24 protein-coding genes and 1 pseudogene are annotated in these 26,345 nt (G+C 54.3%); 15 read left to right on the top strand and 10 right to left on the bottom strand.

All coding sequences use genetic code 11. From position 1 onward, the window contains the following. Position 1: 1 nt before the first annotated feature. The 3 genes from B3M32_RS05740 to B3M32_RS12410 are packed head-to-tail and all read left to right on the top strand — an operon-like array spanning position 2 to position 1,415. On the top strand, positions 2 to 901 hold the full coding sequence (locus B3M32_RS05740) for a hypothetical protein (RefSeq protein WP_290744141.1): 900 nt from the start codon (positions 2 to 4) through the stop codon (positions 899 to 901). Continuing rightward, positions 898 to 1,200, top strand: a complete 303-nt coding sequence (locus B3M32_RS05735; RefSeq protein WP_290744139.1) for a type IV pilus modification PilV family protein — start codon at positions 898 to 900, stop codon at positions 1,198 to 1,200. Before B3M32_RS05740 ends, B3M32_RS05735 begins: the two co-directional genes overlap by 4 nt. After that, positions 1,191 to 1,415, top strand: a complete 225-nt coding sequence (locus B3M32_RS12410) for a type II secretion system protein J (protein ID WP_414655174.1) — start codon at positions 1,191 to 1,193, stop codon at positions 1,413 to 1,415. The genes B3M32_RS05735 and B3M32_RS12410 overlap by 10 nt, the downstream gene beginning before the upstream one ends. A 5-nt stretch (positions 1,416 to 1,420) precedes the next feature. On the opposite strand, the gene B3M32_RS05730 is transcribed toward B3M32_RS12410, so the two are convergent. After that, entirely contained in the window at positions 1,421 to 2,971 is a 1,551-nt protein-coding gene (locus tag B3M32_RS05730; protein WP_290744138.1) for a glycosyltransferase, read from the bottom strand. Positions 2,972 to 3,059: 88 nt separating this feature from the next. Here B3M32_RS05730 and B3M32_RS05725 point away from each other — a divergent pair, with 88 nt between their 5' ends. The 4 genes from B3M32_RS05725 to B3M32_RS05710 all read left to right on the top strand — a co-directional run bounded on the left by B3M32_RS05725 (position 3,060) and on the right by B3M32_RS05710 (position 6,622). Next, the gene (locus B3M32_RS05725) at positions 3,060 to 3,680 is read left to right on the top strand and encodes a sulfurtransferase TusA family protein (protein WP_290744137.1); all 621 of its coding nucleotides are present in this window, start codon (positions 3,060 to 3,062) and stop codon (positions 3,678 to 3,680) included. 9 nt (positions 3,681 to 3,689) lie between these two features. After that, the gene (locus B3M32_RS05720) at positions 3,690 to 4,274 is read left to right on the top strand and encodes a hypothetical protein (RefSeq protein ID WP_290744136.1); all 585 of its coding nucleotides are present in this window, start codon (positions 3,690 to 3,692) and stop codon (positions 4,272 to 4,274) included. Positions 4,275 to 4,291: 17 nt separating this feature from the next. After that, on the top strand, positions 4,292 to 4,630 hold the full coding sequence (locus B3M32_RS05715; protein WP_290744135.1) for a hypothetical protein: 339 nt from the start codon (positions 4,292 to 4,294) through the stop codon (positions 4,628 to 4,630). A gap of 84 nt (positions 4,631 to 4,714) precedes the next feature. Further along, the gene (locus B3M32_RS05710; protein WP_290744134.1) at positions 4,715 to 6,622 is read left to right on the top strand and encodes a SulP family inorganic anion transporter; all 1,908 of its coding nucleotides are present in this window, start codon (positions 4,715 to 4,717) and stop codon (positions 6,620 to 6,622) included. 290 nt (positions 6,623 to 6,912) lie between these two features. Here B3M32_RS05710 and B3M32_RS05705 read toward each other — a convergent pair whose 3' ends face one another. The 5 genes from B3M32_RS05705 to B3M32_RS12375 form a co-directional block, all read right to left on the bottom strand. Next, on the bottom strand, positions 6,913 to 7,890 hold the full coding sequence (locus tag B3M32_RS05705; RefSeq protein ID WP_290744133.1) for a SufB/SufD family protein: 978 nt from the start codon (positions 7,888 to 7,890) through the stop codon (positions 6,913 to 6,915). Continuing rightward, positions 7,890 to 8,636: a Fe-S cluster assembly ATPase SufC gene (gene sufC / locus B3M32_RS05700; RefSeq protein ID WP_290744131.1), complete on the bottom strand. Its 747-nt coding sequence runs from the start codon at positions 8,634 to 8,636 to the stop codon at positions 7,890 to 7,892. Before sufC ends, B3M32_RS05705 begins: the two co-directional genes overlap by 1 nt. A 3-nt stretch (positions 8,637 to 8,639) precedes the next feature. Further along, positions 8,640 to 10,556: a DNA primase gene (dnaG, locus tag B3M32_RS05695; RefSeq protein ID WP_290744129.1), complete on the bottom strand. Its 1,917-nt coding sequence runs from the start codon at positions 10,554 to 10,556 to the stop codon at positions 8,640 to 8,642. Positions 10,557 to 10,750: 194 nt separating this feature from the next. After that, the gene (locus B3M32_RS05690; RefSeq protein WP_290744127.1) at positions 10,751 to 11,047 is read right to left on the bottom strand and encodes a HigA family addiction module antitoxin; all 297 of its coding nucleotides are present in this window, start codon (positions 11,045 to 11,047) and stop codon (positions 10,751 to 10,753) included. Positions 11,048 to 11,055: 8 nt separating this feature from the next. Then, on the bottom strand, positions 11,056 to 11,337 hold the full coding sequence (locus B3M32_RS12375; protein ID WP_349679860.1) for a type II toxin-antitoxin system RelE/ParE family toxin: 282 nt from the start codon (positions 11,335 to 11,337) through the stop codon (positions 11,056 to 11,058). A 180-nt stretch (positions 11,338 to 11,517) separates the two neighbouring features. Between B3M32_RS12375 and B3M32_RS05685 the strand changes: the two genes are divergently transcribed. Beyond that, on the top strand, positions 11,518 to 12,921 hold the full coding sequence (locus tag B3M32_RS05685) for an FISUMP domain-containing protein (RefSeq protein ID WP_290744125.1): 1,404 nt from the start codon (positions 11,518 to 11,520) through the stop codon (positions 12,919 to 12,921). On the opposite strand, the gene B3M32_RS05680 is transcribed toward B3M32_RS05685, so the two are convergent. The 3 genes from B3M32_RS05680 to B3M32_RS05670 form a co-directional block, all read right to left on the bottom strand. Then, on the bottom strand, positions 12,918 to 14,258 hold the full coding sequence (locus B3M32_RS05680; protein ID WP_290744123.1) for an MATE family efflux transporter: 1,341 nt from the start codon (positions 14,256 to 14,258) through the stop codon (positions 12,918 to 12,920). The genes B3M32_RS05685 and B3M32_RS05680 overlap by 4 nt on opposite strands. Positions 14,259 to 14,334: 76 nt before the next feature. Then, entirely contained in the window at positions 14,335 to 14,847 is a 513-nt protein-coding gene (locus B3M32_RS05675) for an acyl-CoA thioesterase (RefSeq protein ID WP_290744121.1), read from the bottom strand. Next, a complete protein-coding gene (locus B3M32_RS05670) occupies positions 14,844 to 15,986 on the bottom strand; it encodes a DegT/DnrJ/EryC1/StrS family aminotransferase (RefSeq protein WP_290744119.1) in 1,143 nt (380 codons plus the stop codon). Before B3M32_RS05670 ends, B3M32_RS05675 begins: the two co-directional genes overlap by 4 nt. Positions 15,987 to 16,112: 126 nt before the next feature. On the opposite strand from B3M32_RS05670, the gene rpsT reads away from it, so the two are divergent. The 7 genes and pseudogenes from rpsT (at position 16,113) to B3M32_RS05635 (ending at position 25,308) form a co-directional block, all read left to right on the top strand. Continuing rightward, the gene (rpsT, locus tag B3M32_RS05665) at positions 16,113 to 16,373 is read left to right on the top strand and encodes a 30S ribosomal protein S20 (protein ID WP_173342198.1); all 261 of its coding nucleotides are present in this window, start codon (positions 16,113 to 16,115) and stop codon (positions 16,371 to 16,373) included. A 190-nt stretch (positions 16,374 to 16,563) separates the two neighbouring features. After that, positions 16,564 to 17,127: pseudogene (locus tag B3M32_RS12370) on the top strand (GTP-binding protein); the annotation flags it as partial. Between the two features lie 401 nt (positions 17,128 to 17,528). Continuing rightward, positions 17,529 to 17,945, top strand: coding sequence for a roadblock/LC7 domain-containing protein (locus tag B3M32_RS05655; RefSeq protein ID WP_290744114.1), 417 nt, complete (start codon positions 17,529 to 17,531; stop codon positions 17,943 to 17,945). Positions 17,946 to 17,983: 38 nt separating this feature from the next. Further along, positions 17,984 to 18,472, top strand: a complete 489-nt coding sequence (locus B3M32_RS05650; protein WP_290744113.1) for a hypothetical protein — start codon at positions 17,984 to 17,986, stop codon at positions 18,470 to 18,472. Positions 18,473 to 18,477: 5 nt separating this feature from the next. Next, entirely contained in the window at positions 18,478 to 21,387 is a 2,910-nt protein-coding gene (locus B3M32_RS05645) for a hypothetical protein (RefSeq protein ID WP_290744112.1), read from the top strand. Positions 21,388 to 21,620: 233 nt separating this feature from the next. Then, the gene (locus tag B3M32_RS05640) at positions 21,621 to 23,045 is read left to right on the top strand and encodes a BamA/TamA family outer membrane protein (protein WP_290744111.1); all 1,425 of its coding nucleotides are present in this window, start codon (positions 21,621 to 21,623) and stop codon (positions 23,043 to 23,045) included. 97 nt (positions 23,046 to 23,142) lie between these two features. Then, positions 23,143 to 25,308 carry a fibrobacter succinogenes major paralogous domain-containing protein gene (locus B3M32_RS05635; RefSeq protein WP_290744110.1) on the top strand — a complete coding sequence of 722 codons (2,166 nt, stop codon included), beginning with the start codon at positions 23,143 to 23,145 and terminating at the stop codon, positions 25,306 to 25,308. A 28-nt stretch (positions 25,309 to 25,336) separates the two neighbouring features. Here B3M32_RS05635 and B3M32_RS05630 read toward each other — a convergent pair whose 3' ends face one another. Beyond that, positions 25,337 to 26,311, bottom strand: coding sequence for a KamA family radical SAM protein (locus B3M32_RS05630; protein ID WP_290744108.1), 975 nt, complete (start codon positions 26,309 to 26,311; stop codon positions 25,337 to 25,339). Positions 26,312 to 26,345: the final 34 nt, after the last annotated feature.

Here is a 26,345-nt window from a genome sequence, read left to right as displayed (position 1 = left end):
AATGCGGAATTCTGGACCGCGCTCCGGCTATATCTTGGCGCTCGTCATGGGAATCCTGCTCGTATTGGGGATTCTGCTTTCGGCTTTGTTGCGTTTGCCCGGAGGGTTGCGCCATCTAGTGATGCGGGAATCCCGCGAGGTGCAGAAGGTGTACGATGCGGAATCGGCCCTGCTCCTGCATTTGGAGTCCATGTCCTCCGCGTTGTTGCCGGGCGTCCCGCCCGTGTGGCATGCGGACGTAGGTCCTTACGGACGGCTCTGTTCCGGTGACTCGTCGCTGCAGGTTTGCGTCATGACCGTTTCGGCGTTGCAGAAGCTCGACTTTGGCGAATGGCTTACGGGCGTGCAGGCGTACAGGGCCCGGCTGCGTGAAGGGATTCTCTCGGCTCCCGGCCTACGGCGCTATTCCGGTAACAGGCGCTTTTTCGATGTCCCCGGGAATGCCTATATGATGGTGAACGACGGGGACTTGCGCCTGGATTTTTCGGGCAGTATGAAATCGCTGAATGCATATGTCAGTGGCGATGTAACTGTAGAAGGAAGCGTCCGTTTTGATACGCTCCGGATATTTTCCCTGGGTAACGTGAGGATGGGCGGTAATGTTTGCGTGGGCTTCCTGGAAACAGTCGGCAACGAATCGGTGGAAATTGGTGGCCAGGTGCATTTCCGGGGCATCGCCGTGGCGGGACACGAAATCGTGTTGCGGGGCAACGCCGTCGCGGAATACCCGAGCATGGCGATTGCCATTGGGCAAAACGGGACATCCGTTACGCAGTCTGATGGCGTAGTCTTCTCCGGACTCCGTGCGTCGCTGCCGGGAAACATCGTCGCCGAAGATTCCGTGATGCCGTCGTTCCTGGGAGGGTCTCCGGTTATTTTTGAACGGGAGGTATTGCGATGAACCGCAGTTCTGTAGCCGGCTTTACTCTGCCGGAGGTCTGCGTCGCCATGGTGACGTTGTTCTTGGGACTACTGGCCTTGGGCTACTTCGTAGAAAGCTTCGCCAAGTTGCGTGCCCTGGAAAAAGACCGCGTGGAATCGTTTGTCGAAGCTGTCGGTTCCATGGAGCGAAAAATTGCCGACCCGCCGCCATGCACCGATTCGTTGCTGTCCCAGCCCCTGCTGGCCAGACGGAAACTTGTCTACGTGACTGAGGAAAATGAACATGTGCGATTGAGGAGGCTTGTACGTTGCCGGTAAGAAACACGGGCGGATATACCCTTATAGAAGTACTTGTCGCGACAGCCTGTGCGGCAATCCTTTCCCTTGCTGCGTGGAACGGCTTTGTCACGTTTCACAAGGTGCATTCTTATTTTGTAAGGACTTACGACGGCGACTCCAGGAACGCCCTGGAAAAGATTCGCCATACAAAAAGGGCCGTCCTTGAAGAACGGCCTGGAGAAAATCGTTTCTAGGAATCCTAGGCTTCCTGGCCCTCTACGTTTCCGTGTTCCTTGCGGACCTTGTGGATTTCGAAGAGGTTGCTGATGAAGTGCATGAAGCTCAATACGCCCACGGAAAGGAACCCGACGGAGTAGAGGGCGAGGAACGGTCCGATGATGAACTTCTGCGCGCCGATGTATTCCAGAAGACCGAAGATGCAGTAGACGCCTACGCCCAGTTCCAGGATAGCCTGCCACGGGAACTTCTGTGCGTAATGGCTCTTGGCCTTCTTCTTCGAGCCGCCGCTCTTCGGGGTGCGGACGAAACTTCCCTTGGTGCCGAGGACGGCAGAGAATACGGCACGGGAGTTGCTCACGGCGATGCCCACGCCCAGGGCCATGAGAATGGGGAGGCTCAAGAGGCGGATTTTCCAACCGGTATAGCCGGAGCAGCGCTGTGCAACGAAATAAAGAACAGAAGGAGCGATAGCGGCGAGGAAAATAAAGCTGAACCCGACAGTGTAGACCCAGGTGGGCAGGTGGGCGACCGGTTCAAAGAACGCGAGCAGCGGCCATGCGCAAAGGGCGGTAAAGAGCATGCAGGGGTGGATGGAGTAGTGCGTCGTGTGGAGGATGGCGCCGATCTTGACGCGGAGGGGAACCTTGGCCTTGAGGACGCGCGGCAAAATCTTGATGGCAGTCTGGATGGAACCCTTTGCCCAGCGGAACTGCTGTGCCTTGAACGCGTTGATGTCGTTCGGGAGTTCGGCCGGAACGATCACGTCGAATACGAACTTCATCTTCCAACCGGCGAGCTGAGAACGGTAAGAAAGGTCCATGTCTTCGGTCAGCGTATCGCCTTCCCAGCCGCCACCGCCGTAGATGGCCTGCTTGCGCCATACGCCTGCGGTACCGTTGAAGTTCATGAAGAGCTTGCCCCAGCTACGGGCGGACTGTTCCACCACGAAGTGTCCGTCGATACCGATGGACTGGGCGAGCGTAAGACCGGATTCGGTGCGGTTCAGGTGACCCCAGCGGCCCTGGACCAGGCCGATCTGATCGTCCATCACCAGGTAGGGGATGGTCTTGAGGAGGAAGTCCTTCTCGGGGACGAAGTCGGCGTCGAAAATCGCGAGGAAATCGCCCTTGGCGACGGCCATGGCTTCCTTGAGGGCGCCGGCCTTGAATTCGGAACGGTTCGTACGGTGGATGAGCTTGATGTCGTAGCCGCGGGCGGCGAGTTCGTCTACCTTCTTCTTGGCCACTTCGTAGCATTCGTCGGTGGAGTCGTCCAGGACCTGGATTTCGTGCTTGTCCTTGGGGTAGTCGATGGCGCAGACGGCCTCGAGCAGGCGTTCGACACAGTTGGCTTCGTTAAAGACCGGGAGCTGGGTAGTGACTTGCGGCAGTTCGTTGATGGAATGTTCGCGATAGAACTGGAGAATCTTTTTGCGGTCGGCGAGACGCGTGGTGCGGCTGTTTTTTAGGAAAAGGTATATGCTATAATAGCAGCTGAAACCGTAAATCACCAATCCCACACCGGCGATACAATAGACTACGAACATTGCGTAGAGAAGTACAGTACTCATCCTTTCAAAAACCTTTGCATAATTGAATGCTTGCGGCCAAATATAGAAACCATTAGCAGACTTTGCTATGTTTCGTGCGTAAAAAAGTGTGAAAAAAGTTGAATACGCTCAAATTTGGCGAAAATTCAAAATTTTAGGCGTTTTTGAAAAAAAACAATTAAATTGTAAGTTTGGAAACCGGATGTATAAAATGGAACAGTCTCCCATAGAAAAATGGATAGAAACCAACCGTGGAAGCGATAAATTCGACGAGGCCTTGCGTACTCTCGTCTCTTATGCCTGTGCGGAATGGTTCAGGCGGTGTACGGGGATGCTCTTGCAACCTGGAGAAGCCCTTTCCCGGGCGGTCCTTTCGGGAGCTCTTGGCGGCTCGCTGGGGGAATGGCTCGAAAAACCGGACCAGTTTTGTAGGGAAATAGCTGATTTTTGCCAAAAGATACGTTCCTGTCCGCTTCCGGAACAGTTGAAGGAAGGGATTCCGCACTTGCTGGACCTGCGTGGGGTCAAGTGCCCGTCCAATGCCGCCCGTTCAAGGCTTGTCATGGCCGGGTTTCCCTACGACACGGAACTGGAAATCTGGCTTGATGACGGGTCTCCTATAGAAAATGTGCCTGGAGCCCTGGTCGCAGATGGCCATAAAGTGGTTTTTCGCGAAAAAAAGGCGAATTATTGGGCAATCAAGGTGGTCAGACCGAATAATAAAGAGTAAATTATTGGTGTGGAAAACAGGCTGCTTATCATAGGTGACGAATTGTTGGGCCCGCAGGGGGAAGCCGCTGCGCGTTGCGTGGAAATGCTTCTCTGCCGTAAGCCCAACCGCCCGATGCAGTTTTCTGTCAATGCGCCGCTCCTGCCTTCGATTCCGCAGCTTTTGGCGAGAGCCTCCTCCGATATTATCGGCAAGCAGGCCGGACGTATCGTATTTGCGCTCGGTCTCAGCGAAATGAAGCGGGAAGGCTGCGATGTGGTCAAGGTGACCGCGAATTACGAAGCCCTTGTCGACGAAATACTGAAAAAGACGCAGTCTTTTGTCCATTTCGTTACTATCCCGAAGGAATTGCTCCCGGAAGTCTCCGATCGAGTCTCGGAACTGAACGAAGCCATCCGCGGGTTCGCCTCGAAGTCGCCGGAGCGTTTTAGCGTGATGGATTTCGAAGTCCATGCCGAAAAATTCAGGGAAATGCAGGCGGAAAGGGGCAAGTTTGCCCGGAGTCTCTATTCCGAGGACGCAAAACCGACGTCTTTGTGCCTGACGCTCTTATCTTTGTTTTTGCAAGATTGTATATTAGAAACGATGAAATAAAAAAGAAAGGAGTCATTATGAGCTTGTTTGACGACCATTTCGCTTCAAAGAATGCAGCTAGCGCAAGAGCCTGGGCGATGGATGACGATAAGAACGCCAAGAAGGACAAACGCCGTGAACCGGCAGCCCCGAAGATGGGGGTCTGTGACAAGTGCCACCGGGAGGCCCTGGTGCGCTCTTACCGCACGCGCCAGACGGATTTGGGCAACGGCGCAGCAAGTTTCGGTACGGTCATCAAGTACTATTGCGAAGAATGCGCGCCCAAGTCCCGCCGCGAACGCGATGCGGATGTCCCGCAGCTCAGCAACAAGCAGGTGAAGAACCTGATGAAGAGTGCGAAGAAGGGACTCCTCTAGCTCACATTACTTTTTTCTTTCTCCCCCTTAACAGGGTATGTAAATTTTCCTAAATTTGGCGCCGTTCCTAAGAACGGAGTGACCATGTCCAATATTCACGCCAAAGAATCCGTCAAGAGTTTCCTTGCTGGCGTCAAGACGACGATTGTCCCCGAATTGTTCCGTACGGTTCGCCGGGGCTATACCAAGAAGAATTTCATGAGCGACCTGATGTCGGGTCTCATCGTGGGTATCCTCGCGCTCCCGCTTGCCATCGCTTTCGCCATCGCCTCGGGCGTCGGCCCCGAACAGGGCCTCTACACCGCGATTATCGCGGGTTTCACAATTTCCCTCCTGGGCGGTTCCCGCTTCCAGATTGGCGGCCCCACGGGCGCCTTCATCGTGATTGTCTACGGCATCGTGAGCCAGTACGGCTACGACGGCCTCGCTTCCGCTACGCTTCTGGCGGGTATTCTCCTTATCATTTTCGGCATTGCCAAGTTCGGCGCCATCATCAAGTTCATCCCGTACCCGGTGACGGTCGGCTTTACCGCGGGTATCGCCATCATCATCGCGCTCGGCCAGGTCCCGAATTTCTTCGGCCTGCGTTTTTTGGCGAAGGACCCGGCCGACGCTGTCGGCAAGATCAAGCTTTACGCGACCTCCTTCGATACCGTTAACGGCTATGCCGTCATCGTGGGCCTCGTGGCGCTCGCCGTGTGCATCCTGTGGCCGAAAATCACCACCAAGGTGCCCGGCTCCCTCATCGCCATTATCGTCGCGACCGTGCTCGTGAAAGTGCTGGGCTGGGACGATCCCATTACCGGTCACGGCGTGGTGACCATCGGCATGAAAAACCACATCCCGAGCGGCTTCCCGGTTCCGCACTTGCCGAACATCAGTCTCGAGATGATGCAGAAGGTGTTCCAGCCGGCACTCACGATCGCCATCCTCGGCGCTATCGAATCCCTGCTTTCGGCGGTGGTGGCCGACGGTATGACCTCCACCAAGCACCGCTCCAACACCGAACTCTTCGGACAGGGCGTGGCGAACGTGCTTTCGCCGATGTTCGGCGGCATTCCCGCTACGGGCGCCATTGCCCGTACCGCGACCAACATCCGTAACGGCGCCGTGAGCCCGATTTCGGGCCTCGTGCATGCGGTAGTGCTTTTGCTCATTATGCTCGTACTCGGCAAGTATGCCGAGATGATTCCGATGGCGGCCCTTGCCGCCGTGCTGTTCCAGGTGGCCTTCAACATGTGCGGTTACCGCAGCTTCATCAAGATGTTCAAGGCTCCCAAGAGCGACGTCATCGTGATGCTCGTGGCCTTCTTCCTTACGGTCATCATCGACCTCACGGTTGCCATCGAAGTCGGCGTGCTGCTGGCCGCGGTGCTGTTCATCAAGCGCATGAGCGACGTTTCCGAGATGGAGGCGGTGACCGAAGCCCTCAAGGAAGACGACGAGGAAGCCGCCCACAACGAGCTCAGCCGTCAGGTGCCGAAGGGCGTGGTGGTTTACGAACTCGCCGGTTCGCTGTTCTTCGGTGCGGTTGACAAGTTCAAGGATACCATGGCGCGCATTTCGGACAAGCCGAAAATCCTCATCTTGCGCATGCGTAGCGTCTCGAGCATCGATGCCGCCGGTATCCAGATGATCGAGGACTTGCTGAACCGCTGTAACCGCGAAGGCACGCAGCTGTTGCTTAGTGGCGTGCATGCCCAGCCTGTGGTGGCGCTGACCCGCGCAGGCGTCTTGAAGCAGCTCGGTGAAGAGAACGCTCTCGGCAACATCGACGCCGCCCTGAACCGCGCCCGCGAACTCCTTGGCCTTCCTGTCGTGGATACCTCGCACGAGGCTGTCGCTGCGCCCACGGTTTCTTGGGAAAAGAGCCTCGACAAGCCGTGGATGCCCGAGGAATCGAACGCCGCGATTGCCGAGGAAACTCCCGAAGTTATCGCCGAAAAGATGATGGACGAACCGGTCGTGAAAATCGAGGAAAAAACGCCGTAATCTGCGTAAGTTTTTTGGCACTTTGTGACGCAAATCGCACTGTGATTTTTGATACTTGAATCGCCATGAACCCTAATCTATATTTGAGTCAACAAGGGAAAGGGATAAACATGATGAATCAAATCAGAAAGGATCTCTGCAGCAACGCATTCTACAACAACTTCATAATGGCTTTCTCGGGCGTAGCCCTGCTCCTCTACGCCGTGTTTATTTAAAAAGTTCTCATTCCCCTAAGAAAGCGGTCCCTCTTTGAGGGGCCGCTTTTCCGTTTTCAAACTGATCTTGGCGTGCTAGCCTAGAACCTGCAACAGGCGTCTTTTGGCGGGGGAGTCGGGTAGCGGGTAGAACAGTTCCCGGGCAAAGCTTGAAATAAGCATTTTCTTCGCTTTTTCTGCCGGGATGCCGCGACTCACGAGGTAGAACATCTGATCCGCGTCGAGTTCGCCCACGGTATTGCCGTGCGTGCATTCCACGTCGTCGTGGTATATCTTGAGCACCGGCTTCACGGAAACGGAACTGTCTTCCGAGAGCAGGATCGTGTTCACGAGCTGGCTGGAAAACGCCTTGGTACATCCGTTCCCTACGATGACGCTGCCGTCGTAGCTGGCGCGGGAACTGCCGTCCAGGAGGTTGCGGGAGAACTGGATGCTTGTGGTCTCGGGGACATCGTGGTAAATATGTAGCCTATGATGGCTTTCGGAGCTGCCGCCGAGAACGTTCAGCGTGCGGATTTCGAAACGGGCTCCGTTGCCGCGCAGGTGACAGTCGAGGCTAACGCGGGAAATGCCGTTGCCGCGTTCGATGGACGAGAAACGTACGGTAGAATTCGCCGATTGCTCGATGCTGAAATGGCGGAATTTGAGCGGGAGATCGTTTGCGGGATTCGCGAAGAAGATTTCCACGTCGGCGCCTTCGCCTACATGCAGGTCAAAGCGTTCCGCGCTTATCTGGTGCTCGACCTTGTTGTCCAGGATTTCGAAACTGGCCTTGGCGTTCTTGCCGATATTAAGGACGGTGCGGCCGAAATCGTTGTTGCATTTGAGGAGCGCCATCTCTTCGGAACCGTCGGCGATGTTCTGGACCATCGTGCGCGCGTTTTGCGCCACCGGCAGGAGGGCCGCGAAATCGGTTTCACCGGAAAAGTCCTCTTCGCTGGCGCAGGCGTCGGGAAATTCCGGTGCGGGAATCTTGGCTACGGGGAAAAACGTCCACAGTTCGTCGTTGCGGCGGGGCATCCCCAGTTGCTTTATGCGGGCTATGGCGTCCATTACTTCTCCTCGATCCAGTCGTAACCCTGTTCTTCGAGCTTCAGGGCGAGTTCCGGGCCGCCGCTCAGGATAATCTTCCCGTGGCGCAACACGTGCACGTAGGTGGGCTTGATGTAGTCCAGCAGCCTCTGGTAGTGCGTCACGAGGATGACCGCCTTTTCGGGGCTCATGATGTGGTTGATGCCGTTTGCCACGATGCGGAGCGCGTCGATGTCGAGGCCGGAGTCCGTCTCGTCGAGGAAACTCACCTTCGGGTCGAGAATCGCCATCTGGAGAATCTCGTTCCTCTTCTTCTCACCGCCGGAGTAGCCGTCGTTCACGCCGCGGTCGCGGTAGCGCTCGTCCATCTCGAGCAGGGCCATCTTCTCGTCGATAAGCTTCTTGAACTCGTCGTCGCCAATTTCGGGCTGTCCGAGGTAGGCGCGCTTGCTGTTGAGCGCCATCTTCAGGAATTCCACGTTGTTCACGCCCGGGATTTCGGTGGGGTACTGCGTGCTGATGAACAGCCCCGAGTTCGCGCGGTCACAGATTTCCATCTCGAGCAGGTTCTTGCCGTCGAGCTCTACGGCACCTTCGTCCACGTGATAGGCGGGGTGGCCCATGATGACTTTAGAGAGCGTGCTCTTGCCTGAACCGTTCGGACCCATGATGGCGTGAACTTCGCCGGGCTTCACTTCGAGATTGATTCCCTTCAGGATTTGGGTTCCGTCTTCGATACTTGCCTTGAGGTTTTTTATAGATAACATAGTTTATCCTTGTGTGTCGGCCAGGATGCGGATTAAAGATAGCTTGCTTTTAATGATTTGGTCTGCCAGGTAGTCGATGGATAGCGAGCCTTTCTTGTATTGTGAATCCAGCTTTTGCATATTTTGCGAGAACTGGTTCAGCCTGAGGCGCTTTTCCATGCCCTCCTGGGTAGAAAGAGGAATCTGTTTCTTGCATCGGTCGCAGAGTCGCATCGTAAGGACCATCAGGGTCTCGTAGAACTCGATGATTTCCTTGGGCGGCGTCCACGATTCTTCGGGCAGGTTTTCCAGGAATAGCTGGAGCGTGGGTGAAAGCTGCTCGTACAGGAGCTTTGCGGAGAATGTTCCGGTTTCGGCGTAACTGGCGATGACCGTGTTTACGAACTCGTCGATGAGCGAGGATTCGAACAGCTGTATTCCGCTTGCGGCAAGGTCCATGTCGAAATATTCGCAGGCGCGGTCCAGTAGCGTCGGGTTGTGTACGAGCAGGTTCGCAAAGCGGATTTCTATGGGCGACAGGATTTCCCAGGGTACGCGGGCCTGTTCCTGCACCGGTTCGGAGAAATCCCCGTCGAATCCGTCGGGCAGCGGTTGTGGCTGCGACTGCGGGACGACTTTCTTTGCCGGCTTGATACTCTTGATGCCGTTCAGGGAACGGCTCGTCTCGAATCGTTCTGCCAAGAGGTTCAAGTACTGGTTCTGCAGCTCCTTGTTTTCGATGCTCTTGACAATGGATTTCGCATAGGTGATGAATTCCGCCCTGGCTTCGATACTCTGCAGGTCTTTTTTGCGAGCAAGGTAGCTGAGCCAGTCTTCTGCATTGGAAAGTTCTGCGCGGAAAGCGTCGGCACCGCGCTCGTTTACGAAGTTGTCCGGATCTATCTTGGTACCGTCCGGTCGCGAAAGGGCGAAAATTCTCGGGTTGATTCCCTTGGGGAGAACTATTTCGAGGGAACGGAGCGTTGCCTTCTGTCCGGCGGCGTCGCCGTCGAATACCAGGTATGCCGTCTTGGCGTATCGGGCGAGGATGCTGGCGTGAGTTTCGGTAAGGGCCGTTCCGGATGCGGCCACCACGTTCTGGATGCCGCCCTGGTAGAGACTGATGAGGTCGAAGTAGCCTTCGACGATGATGACCGCGTTCTCCTTGGCGATGGCCGTGCGGCTATGGTTCAGCCCAAAAAGGATGTCGCTCTTGTTGTACAGTGCCGTGTCGGGACTGTTCATGTACTTGGGGCGTTCGAAGCCTTCCTGTTTCGGGGCGAGGTCGCGACCGCCAAAGGCGACAACGACTCCGGACAGGTTCTGGATGGCGATCATCAGGCGGTCGCGGAACTTGTCCGATATGCCGCCGTTTTCCTTTTCGACGGCAAGGCCTGCCTTGACGCAGTCCCTGGGTGAGAAACCGTTCCTGGCGGCGTATCCGATAAATCCTTCTCTGCCACCGGGGGCGTAACCGATATGGAATTGCTTGCGGGTCTCTTCGGAAATATTCCTCTTGGCGAGATATTCCAGTGCTTTCGGACTCAATGCGAGTTGCTGTTCGAACCATTCGCAGGCAAGTTCGTTCAGCTTGCGGACCATCCCGCGTTCTTCGGCGACTTCGGGATTCTCGTTGTGACCGACTTTTTTCAGGGGGAACCCGATGAAGTTGGCGACCCATTCCACCGCGCCGTTGAAATCGATTTTTTCGTGTTCTTGGACGAACTTGAACACGTCTCCGCCGGCACCGCAGGCAAAGCACTTGTAGATGCCGATGGTGGGATTCACCGTCATGGAGGGGGAGTGGTCGTCGTGGAAGGGGCATACGCCCACGTAGCGGTTCGTACCCGTCTTTTTCAGCGGCACGAACTGCTGGACTACAAGCGAAATATCCGCCTGTGACTTGAGCTGCTGAATGACTTCATTCGGGTAAAAGGGCATGCCATAAAATTTAGCATTTTCTTTGATTTGTGTTTGCTTCAATGACAGCCTTACACGCTCACACATTCGCTTCGCTCGAGCGTTCGCTTTGTAAGGCTGTCATCTCCGCAAAAAAACACGATAAGGGCTCTGTATGGGAATAGCTTATTGCTATGGCATGCGCAAGGCGGTGGCTGCGAAGCCCTTGTGACTAGCTAAGCAACAGCAAAAGGCTTGATTTCGTCGAGTTCTGCTGAAAGTTGAATCTTGAGGTTTCGGATGTCGATATCATCTTGCAGGGAGATGAAGTAGTCGTCCGATACGCCAAGAAACTTGGCGAGCCTCAAGGAAGTATCGACGGTTATTCGCCTGCGGTCGTGAAGGATGTCCTGAATCCTAGAAACGGGAACGTTGATTGCCTGGGCGACCTTGTAGGCGGAGAGCCCCATGGGCGTGAAAAACTCTTCGTTCAGAATCTCTCCGATTGTCGGTGTCTTGATGTGCTTTCTCATAAAAACTCCTAGTGGTAATCGACTATTTCAACATTGTAGAACTGTCCGTCATTCGTCGTAAAACAAATACGCCATTGGTCGTTAATCCGAATAGAATACTGTCCTTCTCGATCTCCATACAGAGGCTCTAATCGGTTGTTTGGTGGAACGCGTAAATCATTCAATGATTTTGCGTTATCTATCATCATCAACTTTCTCAAAGCGACTTTTTGGATTGTGTTAGGTAATCGTCGCGAAAACTCCTGGTTGTAAATGAGTTCGGTTTCTCTGTCTGCAAAGCTTTGTATCATATAATATACCTATTTCACGTGTATATGTCAAGCGGGTAGATTTTTAAGAGACTTTGGAACTGCCTCTATCCTTAAAACGGAGAAATGGGGAAAAATGTGCCTGAAATATTTGTTTATATGCGTTTTTTTACATTGTGGAAACATAAGATGTTATATTTATCGCGGATAATAGGAGGAATTATGCGTTCCCTTTGGCTTGGTGCTTTTCTTTGTGCGGCGATGCTTGTCGCGTGTAGCGATGACGATAGCGATTTCTTGATTAGCCCTTCGAAAGAATCGTCTTCGAGTGCCAAATCCTGCAGCTCGGCGAAGTCGTCTGCCAAATCCAGTTCGTCTTCCGCGAAATCTTCGTCTAGCGATGTGTCCAGCAGCAGTTATGAAGAGTCATCGAGTTCCGCCGAATCATCGAGTTCGCTGGCGGTGCGGCAACAATGCAATGTTAAAACGGTCGAGAACTGCTTTATGGATGAACGCGACGGCCAGACGTATAGGACCGTGAAGATTGGTAATAAGTTGTGGATGGCAGAAAACTTGGCATATGGTATTTATACGGATACTTCATTGTGTCCGTATTATGATAAACTCAACGATTGCGTCAAATATGGGGGCCTTTACTATTGGGAAAAGGCGATGAAGTCTTGTCCGTTCGGCTGGCATTTGCCTGATTCAACGGAATGGGAGGAATTGTTTAAAACGGTTGGTAAACGCTCGGAGGCTGCGAAAATTCTCAGGTCAAAGACTGACTGGCTCTTTGAAGAAAATGGTACGGATGATTTTGGTTTCTCGGCACTCCCTGCTGGCTCTCGGAGTGGTTCCGGCAGGTATTCCGGTTTTGGTGATGTTGCGGCCTTTTGGGCCTATGATAAATGGGTCTATCAAAAAGATTGGTCTTTATCGGTATGGTTGTATAGAAATGATGACGAGCCGGAAATAGGCTCCGTCTTTAACGCGTATGACTTGTCTGTTCGTTGTATTAGAGATGAAGATTACTTTAAGAGGGAACAGTGCGACGTGGAAACAGACGAACACTGTTTTATGGATGAACGTGACGGCCGGACCTATAGGACAACGAAAATTGGTGACCAGGTATGGATGGCGGAAAATCTGAATTATGACACGTATCGGGATTATTGTTATCTGGGAACTATTAGCAACTGTGAACGTTTTGGAATGCGCTACCGCTGGGCTGCTGCGATCGACGAAGACGAGAGAACGTGTGGCCCTAACAAGGATTGTCCTTTGCGCTCGGGAAATATTCAGGGCGTTTGCCCCAATGGTTGGCACTTGCCTGATTCAACGGAGTGGGTCGTGCTAATCAATACTGTCAAAGCAGATTCCGCTTCGGGGGAGAACGCTCTTATGTCCGCCAGCGGATGGAATGCAGGATCTCTTTTCGAATTATTGCAGCCAAATGGCTATCGCTATTTTGGAAGAATGCGGTTCTGGAGCTCTACGGAGTATTGGGCCGGTTGGGATAGGGTCGTGGACAACTCGTATGGTATGGATCTGGACAACTTGGGCAGACCGTCTGTGAATCTCTTTAATAAGGGTGACAGTCTCTTTGTCCGTTGTATCCAGGACTAAACCACGGCCTTGCTTTTCCAGCGGCCGCTACGCCAGCGCCAGATATTCGCGAACGAGCGGTAGAATTCGTCGGCGGCCATGCCGAGCCAGAGTCCGGGAAGTCCTAACCCCACGACAAACGCGAGAATGAGCGCGGTCACGAGCCCGAGCGTCCACATCATGCCGCTCCCAACAATAGCGGGGAACTTGGAATCGCCCGCGGCCCTGAGCGATGTGGTGAGGATGAAGTTTACCGCCTTGAACGGCTGTACGGCCACGTCGCACCAGAGACAGATTTTACCGAGCCTGAGAACTTCGGGATTGTCGGTGTAGAGCCGTAGCAGATGCTCGCCCAAGAGGGCGACGATTATCGAGAGCAAGAGCCCGCTTGCGACGCCCACGGCGAGCGTCTGGTAAACGCGGCGGTTCGCCTTCACAAAGTCGTGAGCGCCCACGAGGTGCGCCACGAGAATCTGGTTTCCGCTGCCCAGGCCGACCCCGAGAATCACGGAAAGGGCGGCGAAATTGCCTGCAAACACGCGGGCGGTCATCGCAGTGGTACCCACGTACACGACCATCGCGGTGATGAACACCTGGAAAAGCTGGAAGCTGATGGGTTCCGCGGCGGCGGGGAGGCCGATGCGGATCCAGTCGGGGAGGAGTATGCGGGAGCGCTTCCAGTCGCGGGCCTTGCTCTGGTGCTTTACCTTGAACTTGAGCACCATCCACAAAATGCCCGAAGATATCAGCCACGAGAGCGCGGTGGCGAGGGCCACGCCGTAAACGCCCATCTTGGGGAGACCGAAGAGCCCTTCCAAAAAGACAACGTTCAGGGCGGCGTTCGAGGCGATGGTGAGCGTGTTGCCCACGAGGTTCCATATGGTAAGGCCGTGCGTGGCGATGAGGGCGGTGAGGATGGTCTGCAGCGCGCGGAAGGCGAATCCGAACGAGACGACGCTCAGGAACATCATCGCGTATTTTGCGGGTTCCTCGGTGAGGCCCATCCATTGCGGGATATGTTCTGAAAGCGGGAAAATGACGAGCGTGAGCGCCACCCCGAGCAAGATGCTTCCGAAGAGGACCATTGTCTGCGTGCTATTTGCGTGGCTGTTCTGCTTGGCACCGATGTACTGCGAGACGATGCTTGCGCCGGACTGTGCAAAGGCGTGGAGTGCGGTAAAGAGCGCCCCGAGAATCGGGAGCATGGCGCCGACGCCCGCGGCCGCGGTTTCGGAAGTGCGCGAGAGGAACCAGCTGTCCATCATGGGCTGGATCATGCCCACGGCGAACGTGAGGATAAGCGGCCAGGAGAGGCTTATCAGGGAGCGGTCTTTGACGTCTTTTTGGGGTCCGCGCATGGCACAATTTTAGAAATGGGAAGGGGGCTCAGAAAGAGCCCCGGACATAAATAATGGTTCCGCCTGTATACAGGATTTACTGGAGCTGGTTTCCAAGCGCTATCCTTGCTTCGCGGCGGATGAGGGCCTGGTCAAAACGGCGCTTTTCCTCTTCGGTTTCGGGCTCCACGGGGGCGACCGCGGTGGGGCGGCCGTCTTCGCCGATGGCGACGAACGTGAAGTAGCCGTGCGCGATGGGCAGTTCGCACTTGTTTACCGGGTCGGTTTCGGTGATTTTCAGGCCGATTTCCATGGAGGTGTTGAAGGCGCGGTTCAGGCTCGCGTGGATGTTGAGGATAGTCCCGAGCGTTGCCGGGCGGAAGAACCGCACCCCGTCGATGGAGATGGTGTTCACCTTGCGGCCCGCATGGTTGAACGCGACTACGCAGGCGGCCACGTCCATGAGGCCCATCAGGTACCCGCCGAAGGCGTTGTGGAGTGCGTTCGTGTTGTCCGGGTGCACGATGGCGTGCGTCTCGGTCTGCGAATCCCTCACCTTGCGGGGAGTCTTGTCGTTGGCGATTTCGGGTATCAGGCCTGTGTTTCTCATAGGACGGACCTCAGCTTGTTTATGATAAAATCTACATCGGTAAAGGCGCAGACGGGGAGGCTTACAACTAGTTCTGCAGCTCGCTCCGCATGCCTATTTTCGTTCTCTGATATCGTCCTGGCTATACCGCGTGTACCATACAAAGGCGCTGGCACATAGTCCGATAGGAATTTTATAAAGCAGGGCTGTTCGTGCAGCGCTTGCGGGTAGTGGATGCAGTGCGGGATTCCCGCTTTGTCCAGCTTCTTGATAAATGCTTCGCGGTCATCGGCCAGCACGGTGTACTGTGCGTAGGTACTCGTGTTTCCGCGGGCGATTTTCTGCGGCACGATTTTTGCACCCGTGGAAGCGAAAAACTCGTCGTACTTGCGGGCGTTCTCTCGGCGTACCTTCAGTTCTTCTTCGAGGTGGCGGAGCTTTACCCGTAGCACTGCCGCCTGCAGTGCGTCGAGCCTGCTGTTCATGCCCACGGTCTCGTGCAGGTAGCGTTCCCTGCTCCCGTGGTTCGCGATTTGACGGATTTTTGTGGCGAGTTCGTTATTCTGCGTGAATAAAGCGCCGCCGTCCCCGTAGCAACCGAGAGGCTTGCTTGGGTAGAAACTCGTGATGGAAATGTCTCCGAATGTGCAGGCATGCTGTGTGCCGGCGGTCGCCCCGAAGGCCTGTGCCGCATCTTCTATAACCCATAGCCCGTGTTTGTCTGCAATCCGGCGCAGTTCCGTGAATGGCGCGCACTGCCCGAACAGGTCCACGCCGATAATCCCGCGCGTCTTGGGGCCGATCCGCGCTTTTACGCTTTCCGGGTCGATCTGGAGCGTTTCGGGGTCGATGTCCGCGAAACGCGGTATGCCGCCTAAAAACGTGACGCATTCCGCCGGTGCAATGAACGTGAAATCCGGTACGATGACCTCGTCCTCCGGTTTAAGCCCGAGGGCCATGAGGGCGATGGTGAGGGCGTCGGTGCCGCTCGCGCAGGTGATGGCGGAAATGCCACCGCAAAACTCTCCCAGTTCCCTTTCGAGTTCGGAGACTTCAGGACCGCCTATATAACAGCCGCTGTCCAAAACGGATCTTTCCGCTTTTTCCAGTTCTTCGCGGTAGGCATCCCTCTGCCCGGCAAGGTTCACGAAAGGCTTCATAACGCTTGAAATTTAGCAAATTGAACAATAATTAGCAATTTTAGACGAAACAGGGGGGTTGACAAAAAACGGAGCTTTACTATCTTTGTGCCTACAATTTTTTAAGTTTTCACCCGGAGATATAAGGTGCCGCAACATAAATCTTGTAAAAAGCGTTTGCGTCAGGCCGAAAAGGCCAATGCTATGAACCGCGCAGCCCGCGCAGAAATCCGTGCTAGCCTCAAGGTTATCCGTACCGCAACCACGAAGGAAGCTGCCCTCGCCGAAATGCCGAAGCTCTTCAGCAAGCTCGACAAGGCCGCATGCTCCAAGCGCGCCGGTTTCAACGCAAATCGCGCTGCTAACTACAAGGCCAAGGTCGCTAAGGTCATTAACGGCTTCGCTTAATAGCTAGCGAACTCCTTGATTCATGGAATGCCGATGCATTTATGTGCACCGGTATTTTGTGATTTTATGCACAAATGTATAATGGTGTTTGACGGCGGAATGCCGAAAAAACACCCTTTTTTTATGCCTCCTGAATGCTTGCGTCAAAAGCTTTTTACTAGATTAACACGTAGAGTATTAAGGATTTAAGATGTCTTCGATTAATTTTGCTACACGTGAAATAAGTTGTAAAGTGGTTTATTACGGGCCGGGTCTTAGCGGTAAGACTACGAATTTGCAGGTCATACACCAGAAGATGCCCCAGGATAAGCGCACGGACATGGTGTCCTTGGCTACGGAAGGCGACCGAACGCTCTTTTTTGACTTTTTGCCTTTGAACCTTGGCGATATCAAGGGGTTCAAGACTCGTTTCCAGCTTTATACCGTTCCCGGTCAGGTCTATTACAACAGTACGCGTAAGCTCGTTCTTCGCGGTGTCGACGGAATAGTCTTTGTTGCCGACTCCCAGCGTTCGCGTCAGGCAGAAAACCTGGAAAGCCTCCAGAACCTGCGTCAGAACCTCCAGGATTACGGCATGGATCTCGACGATATGCCTTTCGTGCTGCAGTACAACAAGCGCGACATGGACAGCGTGTTTACTTTGGACGAGATGAACGCCGAACTCAATCCGCGCAATGTCCCGTTCTTCCCGGCGACCGCCCATAACGGAAAGGGCGTTGTCACTACGCTCAAGACCATCGCGATGCTCGTTATCGAAAAGTTCAACGTGAAGCAGGGGTTCCTCCGCAAGGCTGCCGAAAGCGTGAACAATACGGGCGTCCACGACGTGAGCCTCACTAAGGAAGGAGTCTCGGTGACGCAGGCCGCGCCCAAGCCGCAGGCATCCGCTCCGCAGGCTTCTCCGTTCAAGATGCCGTCTTTTGCTGCCAAACCGCCTGCTGCCGGAGCGTCGTCTAGTGGTAGTGGTTCGGGCTTGTTCCAAAAGGGTGCGATGTCCTCGCCTTTCGGTCGGCCGCGTGCCGCCGCCCCGGTTACACGTATGCCGACGTTCGGTCGTGTCGTTGATAAGCCGCAGGATTCCTCGGATGACGATATTGAATTGCGTCCGTACGTTCCCAAGAAGAAGTAAAATTTTTTGCTAAGAATAGGTGCAGAATGAGTGATTTTACCATTTATTCCGATGATGTGGGTAAAGTACGCCGATTGATGCTGGCCTATCAGGCGAGCGTCAAGGCCGAGTATATCGTTCTTTGCCATCGAGACGGCTCGATTATTGCAGAAGTAGGTTCTCTCGGGATCGACGCGACTCCGCTTGCCGTGCTGAGTACGGCTTCGTTCGATTCGGCAAAGCAAGTGGGATTGATGCTCGGTGGCGAGAACTTCCAATCGGTTTCCTATTCCGGAGAAAATCGTTCCATCTACATCGCTCCGGTGGACGAAGCTCTCCTGCTGGTTCAGGTGTTCCAGGGATCCAGGCTTCCGAACCGCATCGACGACTTCAACCGCCTGTTGGTCGAAAAACTCGTTGACGCCGTTCCTGCGTTCACCCAGAATACGAGCAAGCTCATTTAGTCGAGGTTCTTGTGGCCGGCATTCCGCCACTTCGTAATTTGAGAAAGACGACCGTGCTTGTCATGGCCGTTTTCCTGGCGTTCTTTGCCCACAGGATCATTTACATCTGGATTGAAGACCATGCGATCAGCGATGTCGCCGAGACGGAACTGTCGCCTGCACAGAGCGTGGTCTGCCGTAACGTGGTGCGCGGTACGCCTTTTGGCGTAGACAGCGTTTTCGAAGAAAATACCCGTCTTTACTTTTATTCCACGATATCGAATGTCTCGCAGGTGTCGAAAGATTCCCTGGTGCATATTTGGTTCTGGGGAACAGATACCATACAGATTCTGCCTTGCGAAATAAAAATTGCAGACAACAGAAAAGGCCTGGAAGGCAAGACAGAGAACGTACAGTCCGAGTTCAGCGTTTGCCATACGGAAATTTCGCCCGCGCTGCTTAAACCCGGCGAGTGGAGCGTCGATCTGGTCGCGGGCCGCAAGTTGCTTTCGAGCAAGCAGTTTATGATTGATTCTACCGGTAGGTAGCATCTATGGGTGCAAAGAATTGGCTCTTTGCCCTTCTGGTGACAATATCGCTGGGTAAAGCCCTGGCTATGGATGTGGATTCCCTTCCGGTGTGGAATCCTGATTACCTAGTTCGAAATAAGTCTGTTGCGGAAGCCGTGGCACAAGATGACAGCGGGAATTCGAAACTGGAAACCCATGGCTACAAGATGATGCAGGTGACCGTCGGTGATGGCGGTACGCAAGTAGACCAGGAAATGCGCCTTTCTATACAGGGCATGGTGGGAGACAGCATCTATATAGACGCGCTCCTTTCGGATGTGGACCGCAAGGCGGGAAACCAGACGACGGCGACGTTGCAAGAAGTGGACCAGATCTATTTCAGGATGGAAGCGCGCCACTGGATGCTCCATCTGGGCGACCTTACGTGGAAAGATGAAAACATGGGGCTTTTCTCGATAGAACGCTCCACGCTCGGCGCCATGGCAGGTGCCCGCGCCGGATACACCGAGATTCGCGGCGCCGTAGGTACGGATGAGACGAATAGAAAGGTCCTGGTGATGAACGGTGTAAGCGGCCAGAGGGAAGGGTATTCCATCAGCGATGGCGGCTATATTTCCGTTGTCCCGAAATCGGAAACGGTCTGGCTCAATGGAGAGAAACTTACCCGCGACAGGGACTATGTGGTGAATTATGCGGGAGGCCTGCTGGATTTCAAGGGCCGCCGTGTGCCGGGTCCCGATGACGAAATCCGCGTTGAATACGACGCCTACGAAGACGAAAATATCTACAACCTGTATGCCGCGAAGGCCAAGTACCGTCATCCGAACATTTACCTGGATCTTTCCGGGTTCCGCCTGGAAAACGACCGCGATCGCCTAAAGCGTGGCGTCTGGACCGATGACGATTACGCCGCATTGAAATCGGATAAGGGAAACCGGCTGTTCCGTTCAGATGATTCCCTGCCTGGTGGTGTTGATTCGCTGTCGCCGTTGCTCAGGCCGGAACGTACGGACCGTTTTGGTGCACGGATGCGCCTGCAGGCGGAACGCCGCTATTACGCCGACCTGGAAATCGCCATGAACCGCCGCGATTCCAATATCGTGTCGCACGACGTCGACGGCCCCGAAGGCAAGGCCTATCGCTGGTTCCTCACGACCGACTCTACGGAACAGATGAAATCCTTGCCTGTAGCCTTCTCGGTATACGGGAACTACGTGGAGGACGGTTTCGATATAGGCACCTTCCCCGGTAGCGATATGGACTGGAATTCGTACAAGTTGATGGACGAATGGGATCTGGACAGTTCGGCGATATCGTCGGGAAACCTACGCCACGATGAATTCGGAATGCGTACGCGGTTGGGCTCCGGCTGGTATACCAACATGCTTTGGGGATACCGCCAGGGAGAAAACGAAGAATGGAATTCTTCACGGGCCAAGATCTCGTTGGTCCACAAGACGCGCGATATCAAGAGTGACGTGGGCGTCGTGCGTGTGGCGAGTGTACAGGAAAATGAAATGGAACGCCTCCAGGCATTGGGCTCTACGGAATACTTGCAGGGGCTGTGGCGTCCCTTTGGCAATTTTGACGTGCGCTATACAAAAATCGATGGCAAGGAAACAGGTGCGGATTCCTGGGAAAACGAAGTCGCCTACGGAAAATCGGGGACGGGATTCCTGCTGGTGGGGGAACGCTGGAATGCAAGCGAAGGCGTTGAGACGAAACTGGCGAAACGCCGTGGCGATACGTATGGCGAGGATTGGAGCGATTCCCTGCAGTCGGTGGCATGGACGCAGACGGCGGAATTCCGTAACCGTTATTTCGAACTGGACCATTTCTTGCAATACGAACGCCGAAAACTGGATTCCACGGATGCGGAGCATTCCTGGATGGGCGATTTGAATATGCGGTTTGGCGACGATGACCGCGGCATTTCGGGAACCATGAACTATAAGCTCGGACTTACGGAAGAACAGACTTATACGGCGGTCTACAGGGCTGTGGCTCCCGGTACCGGCGATGTCCGCTACGACAGCCTGACGGGCATGTTTATCGAAGGCGTGGACAATGGCGATTTCGTGTACGAAGGCATGGGCCGCAACGATTCTGTCGGCGTGACGCGGGCTTCGAATGCCGCGTTCGGGGTGGACCTGGAATGGAATCCCGGATTGTTTTTGGGAGTGCGCGAGGGCATTCTGCGCGACATTACCCTGGGCGGGATGTATAGTGCTACAGGAGAGGACACTACCGGGAAAAAACTGTATTTTCCGCCGGTGACGCCGCATGAACTCCGGAAAATTTCGTCGGGCACGGTTTCGTGGGAAGCCCGTGTCAACTGGTCGCATCCGTCCGGGGTCTCGGTCACGTACAAGCCTGGCGCCGATTACGACAAGAAGTTGAGTGCCATGGGCTATTTTGAAACAGTCTTCCATCACGATATCGATGTCGGTTTCCAGATAAACGACAGGCATTTTGTTGGGGCGACGGCCTTGCTCGAAGAAGAAAAACTGGAGGCCTTGCAGGACCTGGAATGGGATACGCGGGATTTTTCCGCACGGTACCGCTATAGCTTTGGGGACGGATTCCATGTGCAGCCCGGCGGGCGCTACCGTCTTGGCGAAGGTAGCGATGATGCGGATTATGAATTCGATGCGTACCTGTGGGAAGCTTCGCTACGGTTCGGGTATACGAAGGACCGCTTTGCCGATGCGTTTGTGCAGTTCTCCGCAGTCCAGATGGAAAGCGGGGGAGACATTATCCCGTACCAGATGATGCAGGGCTATGGCGATGGACGTACGTATCGTGTAGAAGCTTCGGCATCTGTCGAGGCGAACGATTTCTTGTCGTTCGGACTTTATTACGTGATTCGCTTCGGTGATGCGGAAGAGAATATTTTCCAGAAGCTGAGCACGGAAGCGAGGGCGATGTTCTGATAATTGATAATGGATGATTGATAATGGATGATTGATGATGGATAATGGATAATGGATAATGGATGATGGATAATGGATAATGGATGATTGATGATGGATAATGGATGATGGAGAATGGATGATGTGTAATGTGGAATGTGAGGTGTGGGGTGTGTCATCCTGAGCGAAGCAACGTAGTTGCGGAGTCGAAGGATCCAGACTAGAGGAATTAATTAGTTGGTAGAACCTAGGATATGAAAAAAACGGTGCTGTACATATTGTTCTTGACTGCCTTCGCGCTGGCGAAGGGCGGGGACGTGTGTACTGTCGACAGCGTCGCATGGGTTAGTGAACACGATGCCTTTGACGAAGTGCAGATGGAAACTGCAAAGGGCGCGCCTTGCGACGCATGGAAACCGCTGGCTGATAAACTTGTGCGCTATTACGAGAATAGAGGCTTTATTGCGGCGCGATTGCAGGGGACTCTGAACGAAACCGACGGAAAACATGTTTTAACGTTAAAGCTGGACCGTGGTTTCGCCTGGGTATGGGCGCCTGCCGAGAATCTGGATTCCAGCGGGACAAAGCCCGAAGTTTTCCGGAGGCTTACGGGCATTTCTGCCGGCGAGCCCGTCTCCCTTACGGATTTGGAACGCTCGGAACAGAAACTTGCCCGTATAGGCTATTTCGAAAAGACTGCTCCCGTGCGTCTTTTCCGGGACCCCGCAAGGAACAGGATTGTTCCCGCCTACAGCATGCGCAAGGCGAATTTCTCTACTGCCGAAGGAATTCTCACCTATTCGAGCGAAGAAGATGTTTGGGAAGGACAAGTCGATATCAACCTGTTCAATATCGCCGGGACGGCTCGCGACTTGCAGCTGGAAGGATTTACGGGAGAAGACTCGCGCCATCTCGAAGGTTATTACAAGGAACCGTGGGTATTTGGTAGCGCCTGGAATGTCGTGCTGCGTGGCCGTTTTGACGAAGAAACGCTTGTCGCAGACGTACAGGAACCGGATTCCGGAGCGGGAGAATATATAGAAAGGCTTATCGTTGGCGAGGCGGGCGTTACGCGCGATATCGGTTTCGATTTTACGGTAGGCGTGTTTTTCGGAATCAGCGAAGACGACAAGCATTCCTCCTTCGAAATGTCTTATGTTTCGCTGGATAGGTTCGTGCTGCCCCGCAGGGGTTGGCGCTTGAATGCTGCGGCCACATGGAAAATGGATCGCCCCGATTCGCTGGACAATTTTTTGTCCGCGGCTGCGTCGGCAGTGGCGTACTATCCGTTATACGGCAATTTTATCAGCCGTTTTTCGGGCATGGCGGGAGGAATCTTCCCGACAGACGCGGCTCTCCGCCGGACCGACCTCTTTGCGCTTGGCGGTCCCGAGAACTTCAAGGGCTTGCATTACCGTTCGCTCCGCAGCCGCGCTTACGGACTCTCTGAATTTGCCGTTCTGTGGCAGGACGGTTACGACCTGAGCGTCGAAATCTTTTACTTGCCGGGATTGTACCGCCGTATGGCCCCGGGACATGGTTGGGCGCGTGAGCAGGATTACGGCGTTGGCTTTACGCAATATCGGGGCAACTGGAGTGTCAACCTGTACTATGCCCTGCGAAATGGCGAAAATTACCTTGACGGTATTATCGGTTTCGGCTTGAAAACGCTGTTCTAGTGTGATTTTCCGCATTTTGTGGAGAAGGGTAAGCCTACTTAGTTGCTTTTTCTCATAAAGAACATATATTAATGGGTACAAATAAATCGAGGTCCATATGAAAAAGAACCTTTATGCCCTGTTGCCGATTTCCCTTGCTGTGCTTTTGGGAGGGTGCAGCGGAGACTCCTCTTCTGATAACATCGTTACGTCCGACAGTTACCCTGCGGATGGCTCCAGCGTAGAATCGATTTACGATCTGGGTTCCTGTAATTCCGATAGGGACGGCGATATTATCTTCGTCGAAGACGAAGAGCACAATTTCTTGTGCCACAAGGAAAAGTGGGAAGACATTGGCGAACCGGAATCTTCGTCGTCAAAGAAAGGTTCTTCGGATTCCAAGGACAAGTCCTCTTCATCAAAAGGCGGTTCTGCGGATTCCAAGGACAACTCGTCTTCGTCCAAGGGCAGTTCTTCTTCGAAGGGCGGCTCCGCTGACTCTGGCGACAAGTCGAGCAGTTCCGCGAAGTCCAGCTCGAGCAAGGTTTCTGAATCGAGTTCCAGCGTGAATGGTGCCGGAGAAACGGTAAAGACGGTTGCCATCAGCAAGCAGACTTTTAAGGGCGTTGCCGAAAAGGGCCCCTTCCTGGCCGGGAGTACCGTCAGGCTGTCCGAACTCGACGAAGAGCTTGACCTTACGGGTACGAACTTCGAATGGGAAGTGACCGATGACAAGGGCGGCTTTACTTCTCCCAAGGTGACGCTTTCGAATCAGTATGCGCAGTTGCAAGTCAGCGGTAGTTACTACAACGAAAACTTTTTCAAGAATTCTACCGGGACCATAACGTTGCGCGGCATTGTCGATTTGAAGGACCGTGAAAGCGTGAACATCAACGTTCTGATGCACTTGATTCACAAGCGTGTCGTGTATCTGTTTACCCAGAGCGGCAAGTACAAGAATGTGCCTGCGGCAAAGGCTGCCGCGGAACAGGAAATCATGAAGGCGTTCAGTTTTGGCGGGGCGAACCATTCCTTCGAAACCCTGTCCATTTTCGGGACGACCGAGGATGACGCCAAGTTGCTTGCGGCATCGATTCTTTTGCTGGGAGACCTTTCGGAATCCGACCTCTTGAGCCGCCTCACGAGCATTGCCGACAACATCGAAGAGGACGGTACGTGGGACAATAGCGAAAAGACCCGTGTCGCCATGGCCGACTGGATTATGTCCTATAACTATGGAACCTCCGGCATTCGCCAGATGCTCGAAGAAATCCAGAAACCGGTTCCCGATTTCGAACAGTATATAAGCCTCTTCGTAGGTGAAGCCTATGGATTTGGCGCTTGTACCGACAAAAAGGATGGCGAGTTTGTCCAGTTGAAGGACGGCAACAGCGCTAACCTGGGCAATTACTATGTCTGCGAAGATGGTCAGTGGCGCCTTATGCTTTCGACCGAGAAGCTTTATCAGGCCTCGTGCACGGCCAAGAAGTCGGGCGAATTCATGAAGCCCGAGTCCTCCACTTCCACCTATATATGCGATGGCGGTAAAGGCTACTGGCGCCCTGCGACCCTTTACGATTATCCGACAGAACACTACATGAATAGCGAGGTGGAATACGGCAAGTTCAAGGATACCCGCGACGGGAAGGAATACAGGACGGTCGTTATCGGCACCCAGACCTGGATGGCCGAAAACCTGAACTACTATAGTAAGGATAATGACAACCTGGTCGGAAACGCCTGGTGCTATAAGAATGTCGATAAGAACTGCAATATGGGCGGAAGGCTCTATACGTGGACGGCGGCCATGGACTTGTCGTCTTCATACTTGACGACATCTGCCGCCGAAGAAGTTAAAAAGCCGCATCAGGGCATCTGTCCCGATGGCTGGCATGTCCCAGATTCTACGGAATGGTATAAGCTGGGCAATTACGTCTACAAGGTGGATGGGGCTTCGGGGCTCCTGAAGTCATCGAAGGGCTGGACGACCTATTCGAGTGTGAAGGTGTCGACGGACCCCTATGGATTCTCGGTGATTCCGACGGGGGCCTATTACGGAGCATTTGCAGATCCGTATGATGACTATAGCCAGACAGAATTCGACGATGACGGCTATTTTGCAAACTTCTGGACTTCCGATGAAGCGAAAACGGCTACAGGGGCGAAGTATGCGTATTTTGATTACCGCCAAACGGCCATGGGCTTCTATACGACTCAATACAACCAGAAGAAACGCGGATTCTCGCTCCGCTGCGTAAAGACCGAGCCGGAGGAAGAGGAGTAACTATTAACTAGTAACTGCGCCGAAGGCGCTATAAAGGTGTCTTGCTCTTTTCGCCCGCGATTTCGCGCACGAGTTTCGGGACAAGGTAACCGGGCAGTCTAGTCCGGATTTCGGCGATGAGCCTGCGGGCTTCGTCGTCGTTTACTTCAAAATGGGCAACGCCGTTCGCGTGGTCCAGCTGGTGCAGGTAGTAGGGGAGGACGCCTTGCGTAAAGAGCCCGCGGCACAGTTTTTCGAGTGTCGCGGCACTGTCGTTCACGCCTTTTAGCAGCACGCCCTGGTTCAAAAGAGTCCAGCCGGAATACTTGAGCTGTGCAAAAACCATCTGCGATTCGCCGTCAAGTTCGTCGGGGTGGTCCACGTGCGATACCAGCACGCAGTCAAAGCGGGCGGGCAGTTCGCGTAAAAGCTCGAAATGTTGCATCACGAGGTCAGGCCGCATGACCGGGGTCCTCGTATGGATGCGCAGCGTCGTCACCGAGCCGTGCATGGCGATGGCTTCCACGAGGTCGCGGAAGGCCCCTGGGCCGAGCGTCAGCGGGTCGCCTCCCGAAAGGATTACCTCCCAGATGTCGCTGTGCGTGTCGAGCCAGCTGCCGACTTCGAGAGCGATGTCCGGGACACTCCGGAACGGGTAGTTCTTGCGGAAACAGAAGCGGCAACGGGCACCGCAGGTGGCGGTCGAGACTATCAGGGCGCGCCGGTCGTATTTCTGGATGATGCTTTCCGCCTTGCCCGCGGGCAGGTCTCCTACGGGATCGTCCACGAACCCGGGGACGCTTGCAAGTTCTTCCGTTGTCGGTAGGATTTCGCGCAGCAGTGCCGCTGGCTCGCTTGCCTTCTTGATAAGGTCGGCGTAGTGGCGCGAACACAGGAACGGGAACTTTGGGTTGCGGTCTAGCCCCGCGATGGTGCCGGCGACGGCTTCGTTTGCGGTAAAATCGTCGCCGAGATACTCCAAAAAGTCAGAAATTTGCGTGAATGCGGTTACGGGGCTTTCCATTATATTGCTAAATTTAGAATCAAAATCAACAAGA

It is taken from the genome of Fibrobacter sp. UBA4309, from assembly GCF_002395745.1.
Lineage (GTDB): Bacteria > Fibrobacterota > Fibrobacteria > Fibrobacterales > Fibrobacteraceae > Fibrobacter.
This window is presented reverse-complemented; position numbering and strand designations above follow the sequence as displayed.

Bases quoted from the DNA above. Each gene is read 5' to 3' on its own strand.
- B3M32_RS05740 (WP_290744141.1), top strand. From the start codon at position 2: ATGCGGAATTCTGGACCGCGCTCCGGCTATATCTTGGCGCTCGTCATG.
- B3M32_RS05735 (WP_290744139.1), top strand. From the start codon at position 898: ATGAACCGCAGTTCTGTAGCCGGCTTTACTCTGCCGGAGGTCTGCGTC.
- B3M32_RS05730 (WP_290744138.1), bottom strand. From the start codon at position 2,971: ATGAGTACTGTACTTCTCTACGCAATGTTCGTAGTCTATTGTATCGCC.
- B3M32_RS05715 (WP_290744135.1), top strand. From the start codon at position 4,292: ATGAGCTTGTTTGACGACCATTTCGCTTCAAAGAATGCAGCTAGCGCA.
- B3M32_RS05710 (WP_290744134.1), top strand. From the start codon at position 4,715: ATGTCCAATATTCACGCCAAAGAATCCGTCAAGAGTTTCCTTGCTGGC.
- B3M32_RS05705 (WP_290744133.1), bottom strand. From the start codon at position 7,890: ATGGACGCCATAGCCCGCATAAAGCAACTGGGGATGCCCCGCCGCAAC.
- sufC (WP_290744131.1), bottom strand. From the start codon at position 8,636: ATGTTATCTATAAAAAACCTCAAGGCAAGTATCGAAGACGGAACCCAA.
- dnaG (WP_290744129.1), bottom strand. From the start codon at position 10,556: ATGCCCTTTTACCCGAATGAAGTCATTCAGCAGCTCAAGTCACAGGCG.
- B3M32_RS05690 (WP_290744127.1), bottom strand. From the start codon at position 11,047: ATGAGAAAGCACATCAAGACACCGACAATCGGAGAGATTCTGAACGAA.
- B3M32_RS12375 (WP_349679860.1), bottom strand. From the start codon at position 11,337: ATGATACAAAGCTTTGCAGACAGAGAAACCGAACTCATTTACAACCAG.
- B3M32_RS05685 (WP_290744125.1), top strand. From the start codon at position 11,518: ATGCGTTCCCTTTGGCTTGGTGCTTTTCTTTGTGCGGCGATGCTTGTC.
- B3M32_RS05680 (WP_290744123.1), bottom strand. From the start codon at position 14,258: ATGCGCGGACCCCAAAAAGACGTCAAAGACCGCTCCCTGATAAGCCTC.
- B3M32_RS05675 (WP_290744121.1), bottom strand. From the start codon at position 14,847: ATGAGAAACACAGGCCTGATACCCGAAATCGCCAACGACAAGACTCCC.
- B3M32_RS05670 (WP_290744119.1), bottom strand. From the start codon at position 15,986: ATGAAGCCTTTCGTGAACCTTGCCGGGCAGAGGGATGCCTACCGCGAA.
- B3M32_RS05655 (WP_290744114.1), top strand. From the start codon at position 17,529: ATGAGTGATTTTACCATTTATTCCGATGATGTGGGTAAAGTACGCCGA.
- B3M32_RS05645 (WP_290744112.1), top strand. From the start codon at position 18,478: ATGGGTGCAAAGAATTGGCTCTTTGCCCTTCTGGTGACAATATCGCTG.
- B3M32_RS05640 (WP_290744111.1), top strand. From the start codon at position 21,621: ATGAAAAAAACGGTGCTGTACATATTGTTCTTGACTGCCTTCGCGCTG.
- B3M32_RS05635 (WP_290744110.1), top strand. From the start codon at position 23,143: ATGAAAAAGAACCTTTATGCCCTGTTGCCGATTTCCCTTGCTGTGCTT.
- B3M32_RS05630 (WP_290744108.1), bottom strand. From the start codon at position 26,311: ATGGAAAGCCCCGTAACCGCATTCACGCAAATTTCTGACTTTTTGGAG.